At 45.1% G+C, this 16,907-nt stretch carries 13 protein-coding genes; 8 read left to right on the top strand and 5 right to left on the bottom strand.

The annotated features are described in order from the left end of the window. Positions 1-82 precede the first annotated feature (82 nt). Positions 83-589 carry a hypothetical protein gene (locus ASL11_RS07810; RefSeq protein ID WP_056612079.1) on the top strand — a complete coding sequence of 169 codons (507 nt, stop codon included), beginning with the start codon at positions 83-85 and terminating at the stop codon, positions 587-589. A gap of 98 nt (positions 590-687) precedes the next feature. Here ASL11_RS07810 and ASL11_RS07815 read toward each other — a convergent pair whose 3' ends face one another. Then, a complete protein-coding gene (locus ASL11_RS07815; protein ID WP_056612082.1) occupies positions 688-1,602 on the bottom strand; it encodes an SDR family oxidoreductase in 915 nt (304 codons plus the stop codon). Between the two features lie 68 nt (positions 1,603-1,670). Beyond that, complete coding sequence (locus ASL11_RS37985; protein ID WP_327205092.1) at positions 1,671-2,204, bottom strand: CBO0543 family protein; 534 nt, start codon at positions 2,202-2,204, stop codon at positions 1,671-1,673. A gap of 572 nt (positions 2,205-2,776) precedes the next feature. Here ASL11_RS37985 and ASL11_RS07825 point away from each other — a divergent pair. Continuing rightward, the gene (locus ASL11_RS07825) at positions 2,777-3,913 is read left to right on the top strand and encodes a GerAB/ArcD/ProY family transporter (RefSeq protein ID WP_235550417.1); all 1,137 of its coding nucleotides are present in this window, start codon (positions 2,777-2,779) and stop codon (positions 3,911-3,913) included. A gap of 128 nt (positions 3,914-4,041) precedes the next feature. On the opposite strand, the gene ASL11_RS35695 is transcribed toward ASL11_RS07825, so the two are convergent. Beyond that, entirely contained in the window at positions 4,042-5,859 is a 1,818-nt protein-coding gene (locus ASL11_RS35695) for a copper amine oxidase N-terminal domain-containing protein (protein ID WP_056612091.1), read from the bottom strand. Positions 5,860-6,250: 391 nt separating this feature from the next. On the opposite strand from ASL11_RS35695, the gene ASL11_RS07835 reads away from it, so the two are divergent. Next, positions 6,251-8,461, top strand: coding sequence for a sensor histidine kinase (locus ASL11_RS07835; protein WP_157256847.1), 2,211 nt, complete (start codon positions 6,251-6,253; stop codon positions 8,459-8,461). Continuing rightward, a complete protein-coding gene (locus tag ASL11_RS07840) occupies positions 8,458-9,153 on the top strand; it encodes a response regulator transcription factor (protein WP_056612097.1) in 696 nt (231 codons plus the stop codon). Before ASL11_RS07835 ends, ASL11_RS07840 begins: the two co-directional genes overlap by 4 nt. Before the next feature lie 385 nt (positions 9,154-9,538). On the opposite strand, the gene ASL11_RS07845 is transcribed toward ASL11_RS07840, so the two are convergent. After that, positions 9,539-10,714, bottom strand: a complete 1,176-nt coding sequence (locus tag ASL11_RS07845) for a YncE family protein (RefSeq protein ID WP_056612101.1) — start codon at positions 10,712-10,714, stop codon at positions 9,539-9,541. Between the two features lie 157 nt (positions 10,715-10,871). Further along, on the bottom strand, positions 10,872-12,353 hold the full coding sequence (locus ASL11_RS07850) for an S-layer homology domain-containing protein (protein ID WP_056612104.1): 1,482 nt from the start codon (positions 12,351-12,353) through the stop codon (positions 10,872-10,874). A gap of 209 nt (positions 12,354-12,562) precedes the next feature. On the opposite strand from ASL11_RS07850, the gene ASL11_RS07855 reads away from it, so the two are divergent. The 4 genes from ASL11_RS07855 to ASL11_RS07870 all read left to right on the top strand — a co-directional run bounded on the left by ASL11_RS07855 (position 12,563) and on the right by ASL11_RS07870 (position 16,851). Further along, positions 12,563-13,417: an AraC family transcriptional regulator gene (locus ASL11_RS07855; RefSeq protein ID WP_056612106.1), complete on the top strand. Its 855-nt coding sequence runs from the start codon at positions 12,563-12,565 to the stop codon at positions 13,415-13,417. Between the two features lie 83 nt (positions 13,418-13,500). After that, the gene (locus ASL11_RS07860; protein ID WP_056612109.1) at positions 13,501-14,898 is read left to right on the top strand and encodes an ADP-ribosylglycohydrolase family protein; all 1,398 of its coding nucleotides are present in this window, start codon (positions 13,501-13,503) and stop codon (positions 14,896-14,898) included. Between the two features lie 445 nt (positions 14,899-15,343). Next, the gene (locus tag ASL11_RS07865; RefSeq protein ID WP_056612112.1) at positions 15,344-16,474 is read left to right on the top strand and encodes an amidohydrolase family protein; all 1,131 of its coding nucleotides are present in this window, start codon (positions 15,344-15,346) and stop codon (positions 16,472-16,474) included. Beyond that, entirely contained in the window at positions 16,471-16,851 is a 381-nt protein-coding gene (locus ASL11_RS07870) for a Rieske (2Fe-2S) protein (RefSeq protein WP_056612115.1), read from the top strand. Before ASL11_RS07865 ends, ASL11_RS07870 begins: the two co-directional genes overlap by 4 nt. Positions 16,852-16,907: the final 56 nt, after the last annotated feature.

A 16,907-nucleotide genomic window follows, 5' to 3' on the forward strand; every position in this document is an offset into this window, starting at 1 on the left:
TATTTTGGACAGGTTATTTGATTTTGATAATGATGATCATGAAAGTTTTTCGCAGAAAATTTTATAAAGGATACCCTAAACCATGAATTTTCACATTGATTGGAACGAATGGTTCGTTGTTATTTGCTCAATTATAGCGATGACAGTGTTTTTTAAGATACGAAAGCATTTTGACACTATCACCATCGTCTTAATTTGGACGTTTAATATCTTATTTGTTGCCACTTATGATTACGCACTAGCGGCAACACCATTTGAGCTTTATTACTGCGGTGATAATGTAACTTACGAGCCTATTGCAACATTTGCTCACGTTTTCTTGTATCCTCCGTTTTCCTTTTTTCTTTTGTTTTTTTATGATAAATGGAATCTACGCGAAAAAAAGCATCGAAAGCGTCTTGTACTTTATCTTGCTGGATGGACAGCATTTGCGGTTTTCTTTGAATGGCTGCATGTGCTGAATGGTTTCTTTGTATACACTGGTTGGAAATTGTATTATTCAATCCCTCTGTATCCAATATCTGCTTTAATTTTACTGAGAATTTACCATTTTATTGAAAATAATTACCCTTTGCGAAAGAAAACATAAAATGCCCCGGAATCTTCCGTGGGCATTTCTGTTCACCAACAATTAACTGACTAGTGCACCTATGTATTGAGCGCTCATGGATGAGCGCTTCAGCCTCATCACAAGCCCATATACTCTCCACCGTTCACATGAATCGTCTGACCGATTACGAAACGCGATTCTTCCGATGCCAAGTATAAATAGATAGGTGCGATTTCGTAAGGCTGTGCCGTTCTTTTGATCGGGCCTGAATTATTTAAAGACCCATAAGACATGTAAAATTCAGGTGGAAATGAGGAAGGGATAAGAGGAGTCCATGTTCGACCAGGGGCTACGGCATTGACCCGGATACCCCGATCGGCGAGAGATACCGCCAATGAACGGGTTAGTGCGCTAACGGCACCCTTAGAAGCGGAGTAACTAGCCATTGCGGGATAGCCTTTGTCAGCTGCGAGGGAGCTCGTATTAATGATTGCACTGCCCGGCTGTAAGTAAGGAAGTACAGCTTTCGTAAAATAAAAACAGGAGAATACGTTAGTCTGGAATATCCGCAACAGCTGCTCGGATGACAGGTTAGTCATGTCCTCTTCATAAAACATTTCAGCCGCATTATTGATTAAGATATCAACCCGTCCGAATCTGGACATGGTAATCTCTACTGCCTCTTTGCAAAATTTTTCATCACCGATATCCCCGGCAATCGTCAAGCAACAGCGGCCTAATTGCCGGATTCTCTCCTGAGTCTCCAAGGCATCCGTGTGTTCATTGAGGTAGACTACAGCGATATCCGCACCTTCTCGAGCAAATAAATAGGCGATAGCCCGACCGATTCCACTATCCCCCCCGGTAATAATCGCAACCTTATTCTGCAGCCTACCCGATCCAACTTGCCCCGGCAGCTCCGAAACGGGCCTTGGCAGCATCAAAAATTCCAATCCTGGCTGTCCAGGCTGGTACTGGGGCGGAAACTCGACCGGGATTTCTTCGCATTTCGTTACACGAGGGTCATGGGAATGCAATGGGTTTCCCTCCATTTTTGCGTTAACTACTATTAAATTATTCTTGAAGCTGAAATGGGTGCGTGATTATCACAATCGACTATTCAATTTAGTGGAACTTTGAAATACCACATCAGTACTATGATAATTATTAACGAGAAAAAGTAGGCGCGTAGTGGTTTAGTATGATGCAGTCTAAGCATAGGAAACATCATGATATCAAACAACACTGAGTACCAAAAAGTCCAGCCATTATCGTATGAGATTCTACCAGAGATCTGTAAAGCAAATTCGACAAATGAATAAATAAATACCCATTTGAGTATGTACATAAGCTGCTTGAACTTAGTAGTTATGGGGTAGCTTGAGAGGAACAAAAGAACGCTTAGGGGCATTGTTATTACTGCATATACAATGACCGTTATCCGATGATTGTATAGAAAGTCGGGATGAAAAACCCACAAATTATAGTCCTTGGTTAGATATTCATACAAAAGACCACCAGCCAGGATAAAGAGCATTGTTGGGTGATACTTTTGCCAATTCTTCCAATCTGCCCAACGCCAAACTGAATAAATAGTAAATAAAGCTATTACAACATGCATAGAAATTGACCACCTTCGTATCTTATACAACATATCACATATTGTAAGCTTTATTTTACCCGCAATTTTTCGATTGATCCAAATTATGGATAATTATGTTCAACATTGAATAACAAGATGTAGAGTGCACCTCTTTGATAATTCGAAGTGGTGTATTTTTTATGGCAATAATCGTGCATACGATTGGGTAAGCCATACTTTATTGATGATTTTTGGGAATATGGGAATAGTATCAATAAATTGAATCACTAGTGAGGGAAGTATGAATTTGTTAGTCGTATGTTTGTACAACAAGGTTGGAGATTATTTTCCATGGATCATTTTGTTATTTATTATTTTGATCATATGTCTCGTACCGGAGATTCAATTTGAAATGTTGCAGCCCATGTTCACTGTTGGATATAACTTATGATAAAAGCAGCCTTGTCGGTTGCTGGTACTTCTTCACTTCCTTTTATCGTGCTATTCATGGTATTCCCGGTTCATGTCAATCAAAATCAAAAAGCGAAAAAGGCGGATTTTTTTTTCTGAAAATTGCCCAATCCTTTAGATCTCATCACCTTTGTTTATCAACCGTGTAGCGATTTCATTCTAGGGTTTTTACAGTGAAATTGCGTACATACGAGAGGAGGCATAACAAAGAAATGGGAAAAAGTATAATTGGCATCCGACAATTTACCATTCTCGTCATACTATTCACAGTTGGAAGCTCCATATTAATAACCCCCTCTGGTCTAGCAGCGGAAGCGAAGCAAAACGCGTGGATAGCCGCCATTCTGTCAGTGTGTATTGGTTTGCTGACCGTTTTTCTTTATCAAGCATTGGTAAGACAATTTCCTAACCAAACATTGGTACAGATGTGTGAGACTTTATTTGGCATTTGGATAGGTAAAATCGTTTCTTTGCTTTATTTCTGTTTCTTCTTCCTTCTTGCAGCGCTTGTATTGCGGAACATCGGCGACTTTGTGGTAACCCAGGTTCTCCCCGATACGCCGCTTCAATTTATACTTATGATTTTTCTCGCAGTTGTTATTATGGCAAGTAGGCAGGGTATTGAAACTATTGCACGTACCGGGGAAATTTTTTTTCCATGGGTTATGATATTCTTTTTTGCTATGGTTTTATTTCTGGCACCGCAATTCCGACTTATTCAGCTTAAACCTTATCTCGGCGAAGGTATTATTCCTGTCATCAGAGCGAGCTTCCCTTTTACAGGAACCCCCTTTATGGAACTTATCGTGTTATTGATGGTTATTCCTTTCGTGAATTGTGTGAAAAAAGCAAATAAAGCGTTTTTTGTGGGGACGTTGATCGCGGGAATATTATTGATTATGATAACCTTGATCTCGATTCTTGTTCTTGGAGCAGGAATAACCGCAAGGAATTTGTATCCAAGCTATAGTTTAGCGAAAATGATTAGTGTTGGAAAATTTCTAGAAAGATTAGAAGTCTTAATGGCGGGGATCTGGTTTATTACGATCTTTTTTAAACTAACGATTTGTTTCTACGCTTCAGTCCTTAGTTTCGCTCAAGTTATCAAAATGGAAGAAATTCGCCCCTTGTGTTTCCCTTTTGGGATGATTTTGATTGTGTTATCTATCGTTACATATCCAAACGAAAGCTATTTCCTTAACTTCGTATCAAAAATATGGTTTCCCTATGCGTTCACATTTGGCTTACTACTACCTATTTGTATGATTGGTTTATCTCTCTTTCGAAAGGGAGAAAAATATAACGGATAACGATTTTAGGCTTCAACTAACATTCTCTGTTAGCTGAAGCCTTTTGTTTTACCTAAGATTAGATTATGGTCAGGGGCATTTTAACGATAAGGTTCAATCTGGTCATTTGCATGGAATCTATCCCGCGTTTATGGAATCTTGACTTCAAGTTCACTTAGATATTTGGACGTGTTTACGCCGTTGGGCTCACGAAATTCGACTTCGACAGAATTGGAATAAGCACCGCCATTGCTAATTGGCAAAGGCATCGGAGCGTATCCTTCGGGCATCCATCGAGCCGTTGCCTTGTACTTGCCGACCGGAATTTCATCAATACCTCCGCCGCCAATAACCGGGCCTCCACGTTTAATGATCGTTTGTCCCGTGCTGCCATCAAGGAGCGGACCTACAGGTGTGAGTGTCACTTCCAGATCGCTCAAATCGAATTCTGGCATCGAGTCATCGGAAGATGTGAAAAATGGATATATATAAATTTGTCCGTTAAAATTCGTCCAAGTAAAATTCCGAACCCCGCCTTTGCTTCCCGTTAATGGAACTTCATTATCCGATTCCAGATGGAATTTGTATGTTTTACCGTTAAATGATTTAGTGATATCAGCTGACATCGACCAGGAAGTCGCAAGCTCTGGTAGTTCAATTTCGTAATGACCATTCTCATCGGTTACACCAATGATATTGCTGTCGTACAACAACGTGTTATCGGCATACACAACGATGTCAGGGAGCGGGTGACCCTGCATGTCGCGTACATATCCTTTTGCTAAATAAGGCTCAGCGTTTTCTTTTGGGAAATCCGGAATCGGTGCTGGTACGGGAGTTGGTACAGGTACAGGTACAGGTGTTGGTCCGGGTGTTGGACTTGTGTCCTTAGATTCTTCAATTCGGATTGTTGCTGTAGTTCCATCGCTCACATAAGTGACTTGATAACCGCTGTTTTCTGCAACAAATCGGAGTGGTACCATGGTGTGATTGTCAATGATTTGAGCTGGTATGGTCAAGCTAACGTCTTTACCGTTCACTTTGGCTGTGGAACTATTCATCGTGAGTTCGATGGTTAGCCCATTTTTCGTACCAATCGCCTTTTGTGTAGTTCCGTTATCGACCCAACTCACAGAGAAACCAAGAGATTCAAATAGCTTGCGAAATGGAACTAATGTAGAACCGTCTTTAATAATCGGTTTGGCGTCTTCAAATTGGAGTTCTTGACCCGACAGCCATACGTGAATCATCGGACCTTGTGTTGGAGCAGGTACCGGCGGGGTGGAAGGGGTCGGGCTTGGTATTGGTGATGGCGTCGGTGCCGGTGTTGGGCTCGGACTTGGCGTTGTGGTAGGTGATGGCGTTGAAGTGGATGATGTTCCGCCACCCGTCATTGGCTTTTTATACTTAATTGGTTTCGAAACAACCGTACCTTCGGGAGTCTCAATCTCAAGTACATAAGATTGCGTTTCTTTAATTGTGCCATTGTTGCTGGCGTACAAATCAAACGTTAGGTTGCCAGCAAACTCGCCCACTGGATCTTTCACATCTTTACGAAAGCCTGTGTTGATAATTTCACTTTCATGGGTGGTACCGCTCGGCGTGACAACGGTTTTATCCTGCACAATCCCCAACAGCCAACCTGTCGTGACGCGGTTTGTTCGCCAAACGCCTTGATAGTTATCCTTGCCGAAATCATCGGTTGACCGCAAAACAACAGACTTAATCATGGTTTTATTAGCGAGGTTCAGCAGCAGCTTAAAGTGGCCGTCCTTATTTCCCTCTGGGGTAAAATCGGCAGCGCCAACGACATCCGTTGCGGTATCCAGCAGGCTGAATTCTTTAATCTCAACCCCTGTCGGCACCGTTTCGCCAAAAGCGGCTGCGATCCCTCCAAACGTTAAAACACCAGCCAGCACTGAACTTAACGCAATGGAGTGAATGATTGTTTTCCTTTTTTTTGTCATGAGTAACGTTCCTCCCACACTTGAATTTGCTTCTGGCATTATCTTACAATGCCTGCAATTCACTTTCCTAGAGACATCGCTGGGAAAAGTTTGGGAAAGCTTTGGGAGTCGTTCGGGATAGGTTTGGGAAAAAAGCTGCGAAAAAGATTGGGAATGTCACAATGGAACTCTGTGGGTTTGCGTGGGATAAAAAATGACCCACAGCAACGGGCTGTGGGTCTAAGTATATATATTTTAAAGGGGGGTTGGTCTTTATTATAGGCAAGTTACATTAAAACAACATGAAAGTTAGATTTCATTTTCATTACAAATTTGTCAGTGGTAAAATAAGTTGGAAAGCTAAACAAAAGCTTGAGCTGGAGAGCGGGGTATTTCCTTGAAGCATTATTCCATGAGGTCACATTTAACGATTACATTTGCCCTAATGGCCTTGATTCCAATCCTAATTCTAGGCGGTTTCCAGGTATCGCAAATTAAGCATATTACACAGGAAACGAATCAAAATCAGAGGCAGACAACGTATCGCCTTGGAGACGCAGTTGAAGCCTATATGTCCTATCATCGCAATGCTGTTGAAACTTTGGCGGCAACGATTTCGGCTTCGGATGCAGCATTTCGAAATCGGGAGAGTCTGACGTTGAAGCTGCAATCCTTGCAAGAGAACCTTGAGGGATTCACAGGTATTTATGTGGTCGATGACAAGGGGATGATCAAAGCCACACATCAGATGCCCACGGACTTAATTGGAACGGATGTCAATGATCGAGACTATACAGCACGTGTGAAGGCTGGTCAGAAGGCGATTATTTCTTCGTTATTCAAAGGCCCTGAGGGATTGAATCAACCGGCTATAGCTATAGCTGTACCGATTTATAAAGGCAACAAACAAGTCGACGGATTCGTGTTGGCTGTGCTTGAATTAGCGCCAATTAAGACACTTGTTACCAAATATGACTATGGGACAGAGGCGTATCCTGTTGTCTTGGATCATGCAGGCAAGCCGATTTATCATCCGAACGCAGCGCTAACGGAAGCTATGGCGGATTTATCCAAGGAGTCAGTCGTCGCCGATGCCAAAATGCTTAAACAAGGCGAAGGCACCTACACGCTAAGCTCCTCGTCACATAAAGAACTTATTACATATAAGCTAATTCCAGATTTGAATCTCATTGTATGGGTAAGCAGGTCGACCGCTGCTGTCAACGCAGCATTCACGGAATCTTTACGGATTACGCTGCTGTTGTTAGTGTTCACGCTGATCTTAACTGTGTTACTTGGCAGTCTGTTGGCCAAAAGATTAAACGGCACGATCCACGCCTTAGTCGGTTATACACAGCGATTAGCTGGAGGCTCATTCGCCCAGCCTGACCAGAAGGTTGTACCGCGCGGAGCACCCGCAGAGCTGCATCAGCTCGCGGAGCATTTCTTCCGCATGGCTGCTCAGATCAAGGAAAACCAACGCGCCTTGCTGGAATTGAATAGCGAGCTTGAGCATCGCGTGGAGGAGAGAACACAGCGATTGCAGGACGAGCACGCGACACTGAATGCTGTCTTAGAAAGCATGTCGGATGCGATTGTCCTGATTGATGTGCAGCATAACGTGCTGTATGCCAATCATCAGATGGCGGAAAGTTTCGCGATTCCAATGGGCGAATTGTCCCATATGCCAGAGGCTGATTTATTTGAGCGAATTGCTGAGCTATTGCCAGAAGATCAGGACGAGCTCCAATTGCGTAAGTTGACAGCGGAGCCGAGGGTACAGAGCGCCTTAACGGTGAAAACAGAGCAAGGCAAGCCACGCTTTATGATGGTATCCGCGTTTCAGGTTGCGCGGGAGGGGCGGGTATTTGGCCGCGGTTATGTGTGGCGTGACAGAACGAAGGAGCATGAAATCGACGCGCTGAAGAACGATCTCATCTCACTCGCCTCGCATGAATTCAAAACCCCGATTACGAGTATCCGTGGAGGTGTGGAAACATTGCTGCGCAGGGATGCGCACTGGGATGAGGACTTTAAGCTGGAGCTGCTTGAAGGCATTCATGAGGATATAGGCCGTATCCAAGATCTTATCGATGAGTGGCTGGATATATCCAAAATCGAATCAGGTGCGATGGGGATTCATCCGCAACCGTTGAGGCTAGCCGCCGTGATCGAAAGTGCTAGACATCGATTGCCTGAAGATATCAGTGCTGCACGAATTCAATTGGAGGTTGCGTTATCTTCGGATACGCCTCTTGTCTTTGCAGATAAGCTTCGAATGGAACAGGTTTTCTTGAACTTGTTCATCAATGCCGTTCGATATAATGAGCGGGAACCGATCATTAAGGTAACCACGCATGCGGACGAAGAGTATGTCTATGTTCACGTACAGGATAATGGGATCGGTATAGCAGAGGAACATTTGGCGAAATTATTCGATCGCTTCTATCGCGTGGACGTATCGTCCAGTCGTCAAACCGGGGGCACAGGGCTTGGATTGGCGATTTGCAAAGGAATTATGGAAGCCCATGGCGGAACCATTCAGGTTGAAAGCCAACTGGGTGAGGGAAGCCGATTCACTTTGATGATTCCACGGTTTAATGGGGGAGATGAGCTAGCATGAGCGCAAAGAAAATCATGATCGTCGACGATGAGCCGAAAATCATTCGGTTTATCGCGGCGAATCTCAAATCGTTAGGATTCGAAACGGTGGCCTGTCAGAACGGGGCCGAGGCTCTGGAGAAGGCAGAAGCCGTTGATCCAGATTTAATTTTGCTAGATCTGATGATGCCAGGGATGGATGGCTTCGAAGTATTGCGCAGACTGCGTACTTATTCCAGCGTGCCTGTTATTATGCTAACAGCAAGGAGCAATGGTGCGGATAAAGTGCAGGGGTTGAATCTCGGTGCAGATGATTATTTGACCAAGCCGTTTTCGTTGGACGAGTTGTTTGCCAGAGTCAATGCCGTGCTGCGTCGCTTGGATGGACGTATGCCTGCACCATCTACAGTAAGCGAACTGAACGTTGGGCCTGTGAACGTCAATTTAGCTCAGCGCCGAATTTGGGTTAGCGAAGCGGAAGTGAAATTCACCGAGACAGAGTATAATCTGTTCGTTCTTCTCTTGCAGCATGAAGGCAAAGTAATGACGCATGAGCAGTTGTTGAGTGAGATTTGGGGAAGTGAGTATCGCGATGAGGTCGAGTATTTGCGCGTTACTATCGCGCGAATTCGGCAGAAGCTGAAGGCACACACCGAAGGGCAGGAATTGATTGTGACCTATCCTGGTGTTGGTTATATGGCGAAGGGGGATTGATTTTCGGCGATACAGGATGAAAGAGGCATTTGAGCAATTCAATACCTACCGAGATACTTTTTTGAAGTTGGCGAAGAATTAGGGCATGATGATGTGTGAAATGCTGGTTGCGAGTAGAGTAACTACTGTCTTTCAGGTAAGTAAATGGATTTTATACAGTTAAATATTGAGGTTTCCCGAACAAACGCAGATTAGATGGAAAACCTGTAGTTAATTTCGACCACTTTAGCCGGATATGCACAAAAGAGGCAATATTAACTACCTATTTTCCAGTTAAATCGATTATTATAAGAAATTTGGCCTAAATAGCTGTATATTATCCAGTTAATCAGATTTGTGAATCATGACTGTCTCCAAACCTAGGAACTCCAAGGATCGGCTAAGACTAGTTATTCGTCAAAAGCTGCACATCCAGCGGATAATCGGGCAGCTCGAATTCGCGTGTCGTGCCTGCTGACAGGTCGACTACCGTCATCCCATTCCAGCCCGTATCCGCATAAGTGACGCCTCCTGTGAGATAGGCATAACGTCCATCGGCGCTGCTAGCGACCATTTGGTGCATGCGGGCTAATGGAATAATCTTTTCCTTATACGTATTGGCGTCGAGTATGGTCAAATTAGGCTTGCCCGTTGCACTGCCTGCTGAACCGATGCCAACGATCAGCAGCTGCTTGCCGTCTGGGGTGAGCGTGACACCTTCCTGATGCGTGTTCCCCGTCAAGGGTTCGGTGGTGTAGCTGCCGCTCTTCGGATCAAGCACTACAAGGCCACGGCCTTGGTAAGGCAGAAGTAAGCGGCCATCTGCCCGGACGACGGCGTAGTGCGGCTTCTCGAAGCCGCCTTTACCGAAAGGAGCAGCCTCTAACGTGCGACCTTTTAGTGTAAATGGATCGACAGCCGTCACGGTGTAGCCGTCATGGTCGATACTATAGACTTCGCGGCCGTCGAGGCTGGTCACGACATCAAAAGGTCGTACGCCAACAGGAAATCGGCCCGTCATTGCGAGCTTTTCTGTATCTAAGATCTCAAGTTGACTCTTACCTCCATCCAGATAAACACCAACATAAACGAATTTTCCATCTGGAGATACCGCAATTCCCATACCGCCCGAGCGATATTCACCAAAGCGTGGTTTACCCACATCGGCCTGATAAGGGACAAGAGCAATCCGTGTACGGAGCTTCGTATCGATGACGGCGACGCCTTCAGCAGTCGACACATAAGTGCGATGATTCGGCCCCTCTACGATGGCAAAAGGGGCTGTTCCCACGACAAGTTTCTCCATGCGGCCTGAAGCAGGATCGAGGAAGGACATATAGTCACTTTTCGAATGCGAAACCATCAGGGTTGTGACTGTAGCGGCTGGCGAAGGCTTTGCAGTCGCAGGTAAGGAACTTGTCACTGGCGTTTGTGTTGCCGCAGCAATAGGAGATGGCGTTGCTGTTTTCGTCGGATTGATGCTGTTGACTGCATTCGGCTGTTGGCTGCTGCAGCCAATTAAGACAAGAAACAACGTTAGCGGTGTTAAGCTTGCGAATAGAGATTTATTTGTGAATATCATATAGAAGGTCACCTCTGCATTAAGAGTATAAGAAGAGAATAAGAAGCCTAGGAAACAACAGTACCTGTGGATAAGTGTAGCAAACAAAGGTAAGGAAGAGAACCTGATCACAGGTCATCTTCCTTATCTTTTTGTTATTTGATTTTATTATTTCTGCTTACTTTTTCAAGTTTAAAGTGACTCCTGTTGCTGTAGCCCATGCACCCACTGGCGCAACTGTGTACGTCGTATCTGGAACCAACTGAGCATTATTGAGAAGCGTGAACGTACCAACGGCACCTTTGCGTGTCGTCAAGCTATATTCAGCAGTCAGAACTGTGCCATCGGCAGCAGTTAGAGTTACGCGGCGTGAAACGAAAATTTCATCCTTCGGATCTTGCGTTAGTGTAACTGCAATCGTCTTCGCATCTACTGCTGCTGCGGATTGAAGCTGAAGCGGAGCGATTTCTTTTGCCGTAAAAGTAGGGTTCTTCAAGGTTGCCCAGTCCGCGGAGACTGTATAAGTTACACCTGGATGGAAGGTCTCTCCGTTAGGCAAAATGAACTTAGGCGCTTGGCGACCATCGGTTGCTTGTGTGAATGGCAAGTAATTAGCCGTCATTGTTGCACCACCCTCAGGGGTGATTTGAACTTGGCGATTACGCATGGAAGATAAGATTTGGTAGGTCGTGCCATTGTACCGATTATTTTCATCAACGATAAATGAACCTGGACGGCCCTTACTGTAAGCCGCGATCACATAACCATAATCTGCAACACCGTCAGTTAGATGGGATTCAACTTCAAATAGATCATTAGCAACCTGAGCCGTGGAATCCAAACGGATTTTCTCTGTGCTAGCTGTGAAAGTAACGGCAGGTTGGCCTTTATAAGTCAGCGAGTACGTCGTGCCTGCTTTCTGCGTTGGAACCGGTACAATATACGTGGATACAGAGCCTGTTTTTAGGCGCGGCACGTTATTGATGGCAAGGCCATTGTCAAAAACAAAGTTTTTGGACGCGGGATCCAGCTCTAATTCAGCAGTAGGAATTGGTGCTGAGAAGGTCACCTGTAGGGAAATAGCATTCAGAACTTCAAGCTTCGTCACACGAACAGGAGCCACTTTCTGAGCTTCAACCAGAAGCAGGGCAGCTTGACCGCGTGTAACTTGGCTGCTAAGTGAAGCGTAGCTTGGCAACTGGCGAATCGTTGTAACGTCAACTTGAAGGACTTTCGCAATAATGCTGCTTAACTGCTCGGAAGTGATCGTTTGCGCCCCACCGAATTGCTTGCCAGCCACATCATTCATCGCACCAAGAGCCTGCAAGGAAATCGCGTAGTTATAGTACCAATCTTTTGAACTCACATCTTGAAAAGGATTAACTGTCGTTGCATCCACAGAAGTGTTTACGTGGAAAGAGAGGGCTACCATTTTGGCAATCTCACTGCGTGTGACCGCTTGATTAGGTTTGAAGCTATTGTTCTCATAACCGGATAGCACCTGCTGCTGAGCTAATTGCTCAATCGCAGTCTGGATTTGTGCAACACTTGCGGAATCCGTGAAAGGATTGGCTGCTAGCGCATGGTAAGGTAGAAGGGCGGATAATCCGACAGTTGCTGAAATAGTTAGAGCGGCAAGAACTTTTTGTTTATTTTTCATCGAGAAACACTCCTCAAGTGGATTGGATTTGTTTGTTGCGCTGTTGTCTACAGGACTAAGCTTACTAATTTGCGCATAACAATCGCATAAAAATGAGAGGTGAGACATTACAATTTCGTAAAAATGAGTACAGGCTTTTTTATTTTCCACAACATTTTTGCTAATGGTAAAATAGAGCTATCTCAATTTCGAAGGTGGACTGAAACCAATTGAAGCAGAAGATAGAATATGACAATCTCATTCCAATTAATGCGTATCTTTGGTGTCCAAAACCATATCCACAACCTCTTCATTTCCATTCTAGTTTGGAAATTGGCTATTGCCTGGGAGGGAGAGGGCAATTCATTTTTGAAAATAAGCTATACGAAGTTCGCAAAGGTGATGTCTTTATTGTCAATAATACAGAACTTCATATTGCTCAATCCGCGCAGCACGATCCAAGCCGATATATATTTTTGAATTTTGATCCGAGTCTCTTCCTTGAAGAAGATGAAAAATTATTGCTGCCATTTGCCTATCGATCGGAGAGATTTGAGAATCATATTGGGGCTGGAACACTGCTTGCACAGCAAATCGGGGTACTCATTCAACAGATTTATGAGGAGCTTGATGCAAAGGCTGAGGGTTATCTAACGATTACTCGTTGCAAATTGCTAGAGTTGGGTGTTATCTTGCTTCGCCATTACAGAAGTGCCTTCAGCAATGAGCAATGGAAGAATATGTCCAATTCGCAGCGCGAGATCAAAGAAGTGATGCTTTTTGTGAAAGAACGGTATCAAGAGCCCCTTCAACTTACGGATGTTGCTGAGCATTTAGGCTGGAGCACCGCGCGGACAAGCCGCCTTTTTAAGGAGCATACAGGTATCAGTTTTATTGCATATATTACACAGCTACGGATTAGCGAAGCGAAGAAACAGCTTGTCACGAGCCTGGATAGTATCGCGGACATTAGCTTTTCCAGTGGGTTTCAGAGTTTGGCCTCCTTCTATCGCGCCTTTAACTTGGATGCCGGACTATCCCCTCAGGAATATCGTAAACAATTTGGCGTCAAGCAATTATTTTGAGAAGTGTGAAAGAAATTGAGAAGATTCGCTGAGGCCAAATTCGTATAATCAGCTTAAAATCTTACATAAAAGGTGGTTTTACGATGGCTGGCTGGGAGCATTTAAAGGGAATTGTACATGCTGAAATCAAACAAAGGGGAGAAGAAGGTTGCGATGTCAGCGGATTTCTAGACAAGTGGGCTGCAGCCGAGGATGATGACGCGAAGCTAATGGCCGTGTATCAGCAGTTGATGGCGCTTGAAATTCGTGCAGACTTCCCCTATCAGGAGCCTTCCGACTTGCCTGGCATTCGTGCGACTCGGCCTGAAGGACCTCGCCAATTAACGGCGGATAAATCGGAAGCTGCATGGCTCAATCAATTTCAAGGGGCGTGGCTCGGCCGAAGTATCGGGTGTGCACTAGGTAAACCGTTTGAGAATGGTCAATTTATGTATGGCAGTGGTGGAAGAGACGGATGGAAGAATATTGAGCTATGGTTCAAGGGAGCAGATGCTTGGCCAATTAGCGGATATACCCCAGGGACTTCACGAGCGTCAGCCGAGTATGATTTGAAAGTGAATGACTGGTGTCGGAAAAGCTGGAAAGAAAACATTCAGTTTATGGAAACTGACGATGATATCCGTTATACCGTGTTAGGTTTGATTCTTTTAGAGGAAAAAGGATTGAATTTCGATAGCTGGGATATTGGCAAGCTGTGGCATAAGTACCTTAGCTACCAGCAAGTATGTACAGCAGAGACACAGTCTTATTTGAATTTCGCCCAGGTGACCTCGCATATGCAAGGTGAACAAACAGAGGACTGGGCACAGAAGAGTGAATGGGTGCGAACTTGGTTAAATCCGTATCGGGAGTGGATTGGGGCTCAAATTAGAGCCGATGGATTTGCTTACGGTGCGGCGGGAAATCCAGAGCTTGCAGCTGAATTAGCATGGCGGGATGCTTCCTTTTCCCATGTGAAGAACGGTATTTATGGGGAAATGTTTGTGGCTGCTATGATTGCAGCGGCTTTTAACGAAACCGATAATGAACGCATTGTGGAAATTGGACTTAGCGAAATTCCTAGCAATAGCCGCTTGGCTCATGATATTCGACAAGCCGTGGAAATTGCGCGTAAGGCGGTTGATCAATTAGATCTAGTCGAGCGGATTTGGAATGCGTTCGAGCACTATCATTGTGTACATACGAACAATAATGCAGCTTTGGTTGCTGCGTCGTTGATCTTTGCTAAGGACGATTTTGAGTTGGCTATTACGACATCGGTTCTAGGTGGTTGGGATACCGATTGCAATGGCGCTACCGTTGGATCGATTATGGGTGCGAAGCTAGGGGCTGATAAGCTTCCGGCCTCTTGGGCCGAGCCGCTTAACGATACGTTATATGCAGAGGTGACAGGGTTCCATCCGATCGCAATTTCGGAATGTGCCAATCGCAGCTATGAGGTATTTAAGAAGATATCGGCTGAATATGCTGCCGGAAAGTAACTTTCATGCCTGTAAAGACTAGCCTAATGGGCTGGTCTTTTTTCAACTATGTTCGGTTCACAACTGGCAAAAATGCAAAAAGGCATCCTTTTCAGAGGAATTCATTTCAACGCTTTAAATAAATGCAAAAAGGCATCTTTTGAGGTTGAAAAGGTCAAAACAGTGCTGAAAATACAGAAATTGATGCCTTCTTGCATCAATTTCACCTGAAATCGTGTATTTAATAGAGAAAAGTTGCTTTTTTGCATTTCTCAGTAGATGGAGAGTGTGAGAGCCATCCCCTAGTCACATGTAACCACCTTACAAAATCGCAAAAGATACAAGACACGACAGCATTGTTGTTTCGACACCAGAAACGTAACATTAGAGTCAAGAAGCCAGGATGGTTCGTATCTACGACCTCACATCCTGCTATCTAATGTAAATTGCTGGAGGGGCAAAAGATATGCAGACTTCGAATACCGACACACAATTAACGGCGGACAAACGTCCGAAGCTGAAACAATCCATTATCGATTGTGACATTCATCATGCAACGGGGTTGGAAGCATTAAAATCCTATATGCCGCGAGGTTACCAGGAGCTTATGAAGCAATACGGGCCAGCGCTGCCGGGAGGCATGCACTTTAATGGCGGCGTAGGCGGCAGGATGGCTGACGCGTATCCCGAAGGGGGCGGATCTGCCGGCAGTGATCTGGCCTTGATGCAAAAGCAGCATTTGGACCGCTACAATGTCGAATATGGCATTCTCACAGGGGAAGGCTATGCCGTTCATGCGACCCCTAACTATGATTACGCTGCTGCACTCTGCCGAGCGATTAATGAATATACGATTGAGCACTGGCTTTCGCGAGAAAGCAGACTGCGGGGGTCCGTTTTCATTGCGAAGCAGGCGCCGCAGCTTGCTGCGCAAGAAATTGACCGCGTCGGGGGCCGATCCGACATGGTGCAGGTGGTTGTTTCCAGCGGCGCTACTCTGCCATATGGAAATAGGCACTATGATCCGATTTATGAGGCCTGCGTTCGCCATAACTTACCCTTCACCATCCATGTTGGATTAGAAGGTGAAGGCATTAATAGCCCGCATACTGGAGCTGGGTATGTGACGCACTATATTGAGCAGCGTTGCGCGCGTCCTGCGGTCATGGGCGCACATTTGGCCAGCTTTATCTTCGATGGGGTGTTTGAGCGCTTCCCTACGTTGAAGGTTGTCTTGCAGGAAGCCGGCGTCTTGTGGCTAGCCCCATTCCTGTGGAAGCTGGATCAAGAATGGAAAGGACTGCGGGTGCAAACGCCATGGGTTCGCAAGAAGCCGAGCGAATATTTCCGAGAGCATGTCCGTGTGACCACACAGCCATTTGAAGAGACACCGAACCGTGAGATCTTCGATCATTTATTAGAGAGCATCTATGCGAAAGAAACGCTGATGTTTTGCAGTGATTATCCGCATTGGGATTATGATTCACCAAGTCAAGCATTGCCCAAACTGGAACCTGAGCTATGGGACAGCATCTACTATCAGAATGCAGCCAAACTATATGGTCTGCCTCCACGCAAAACGGAGGAGACGAAATGAAGCGAAGCTCGCAGCACATCGTAGGAACAGTAGGGGAGATTCCAACTGGTACGCATAAGATTGTGGAGGTAGAAGGGCGCAGCATAGGTATCTACAACATTAATGGCGGCTTTCATGCTCTGCGCAATATTTGCCCTCATCAAGGAGCAGAGTTGTGCAAAGGGTTGGTGACAGCCTATGTGACTTCCGAAGGACCTGGTGATTTTCAGTTTGATAGGGAAGGTGAAATCGTACGCTGCCCCTGGCATCAGTGGGAATTCGATATCGCATCGGGCTGCATGATCACGGATGTGGCCATGCGCACCAAGACGTATGATGTCACGGTAGAGAAATTTGGCGTTTCGATTGAAAATGATCTGATTTTAGTTCATATATAAGAAAGTAAAAACCTCTCTCAAACAGGCAGGATCCAATTGCCAAAGAGAGAGGTTTT

The organism is Paenibacillus sp. Soil750 (assembly GCF_001428045.1).
Classification (GTDB): Bacteria; Bacillota; Bacilli; order Paenibacillales; family NBRC-103111; genus Paenibacillus_E; species Paenibacillus_E allorhizoplanae.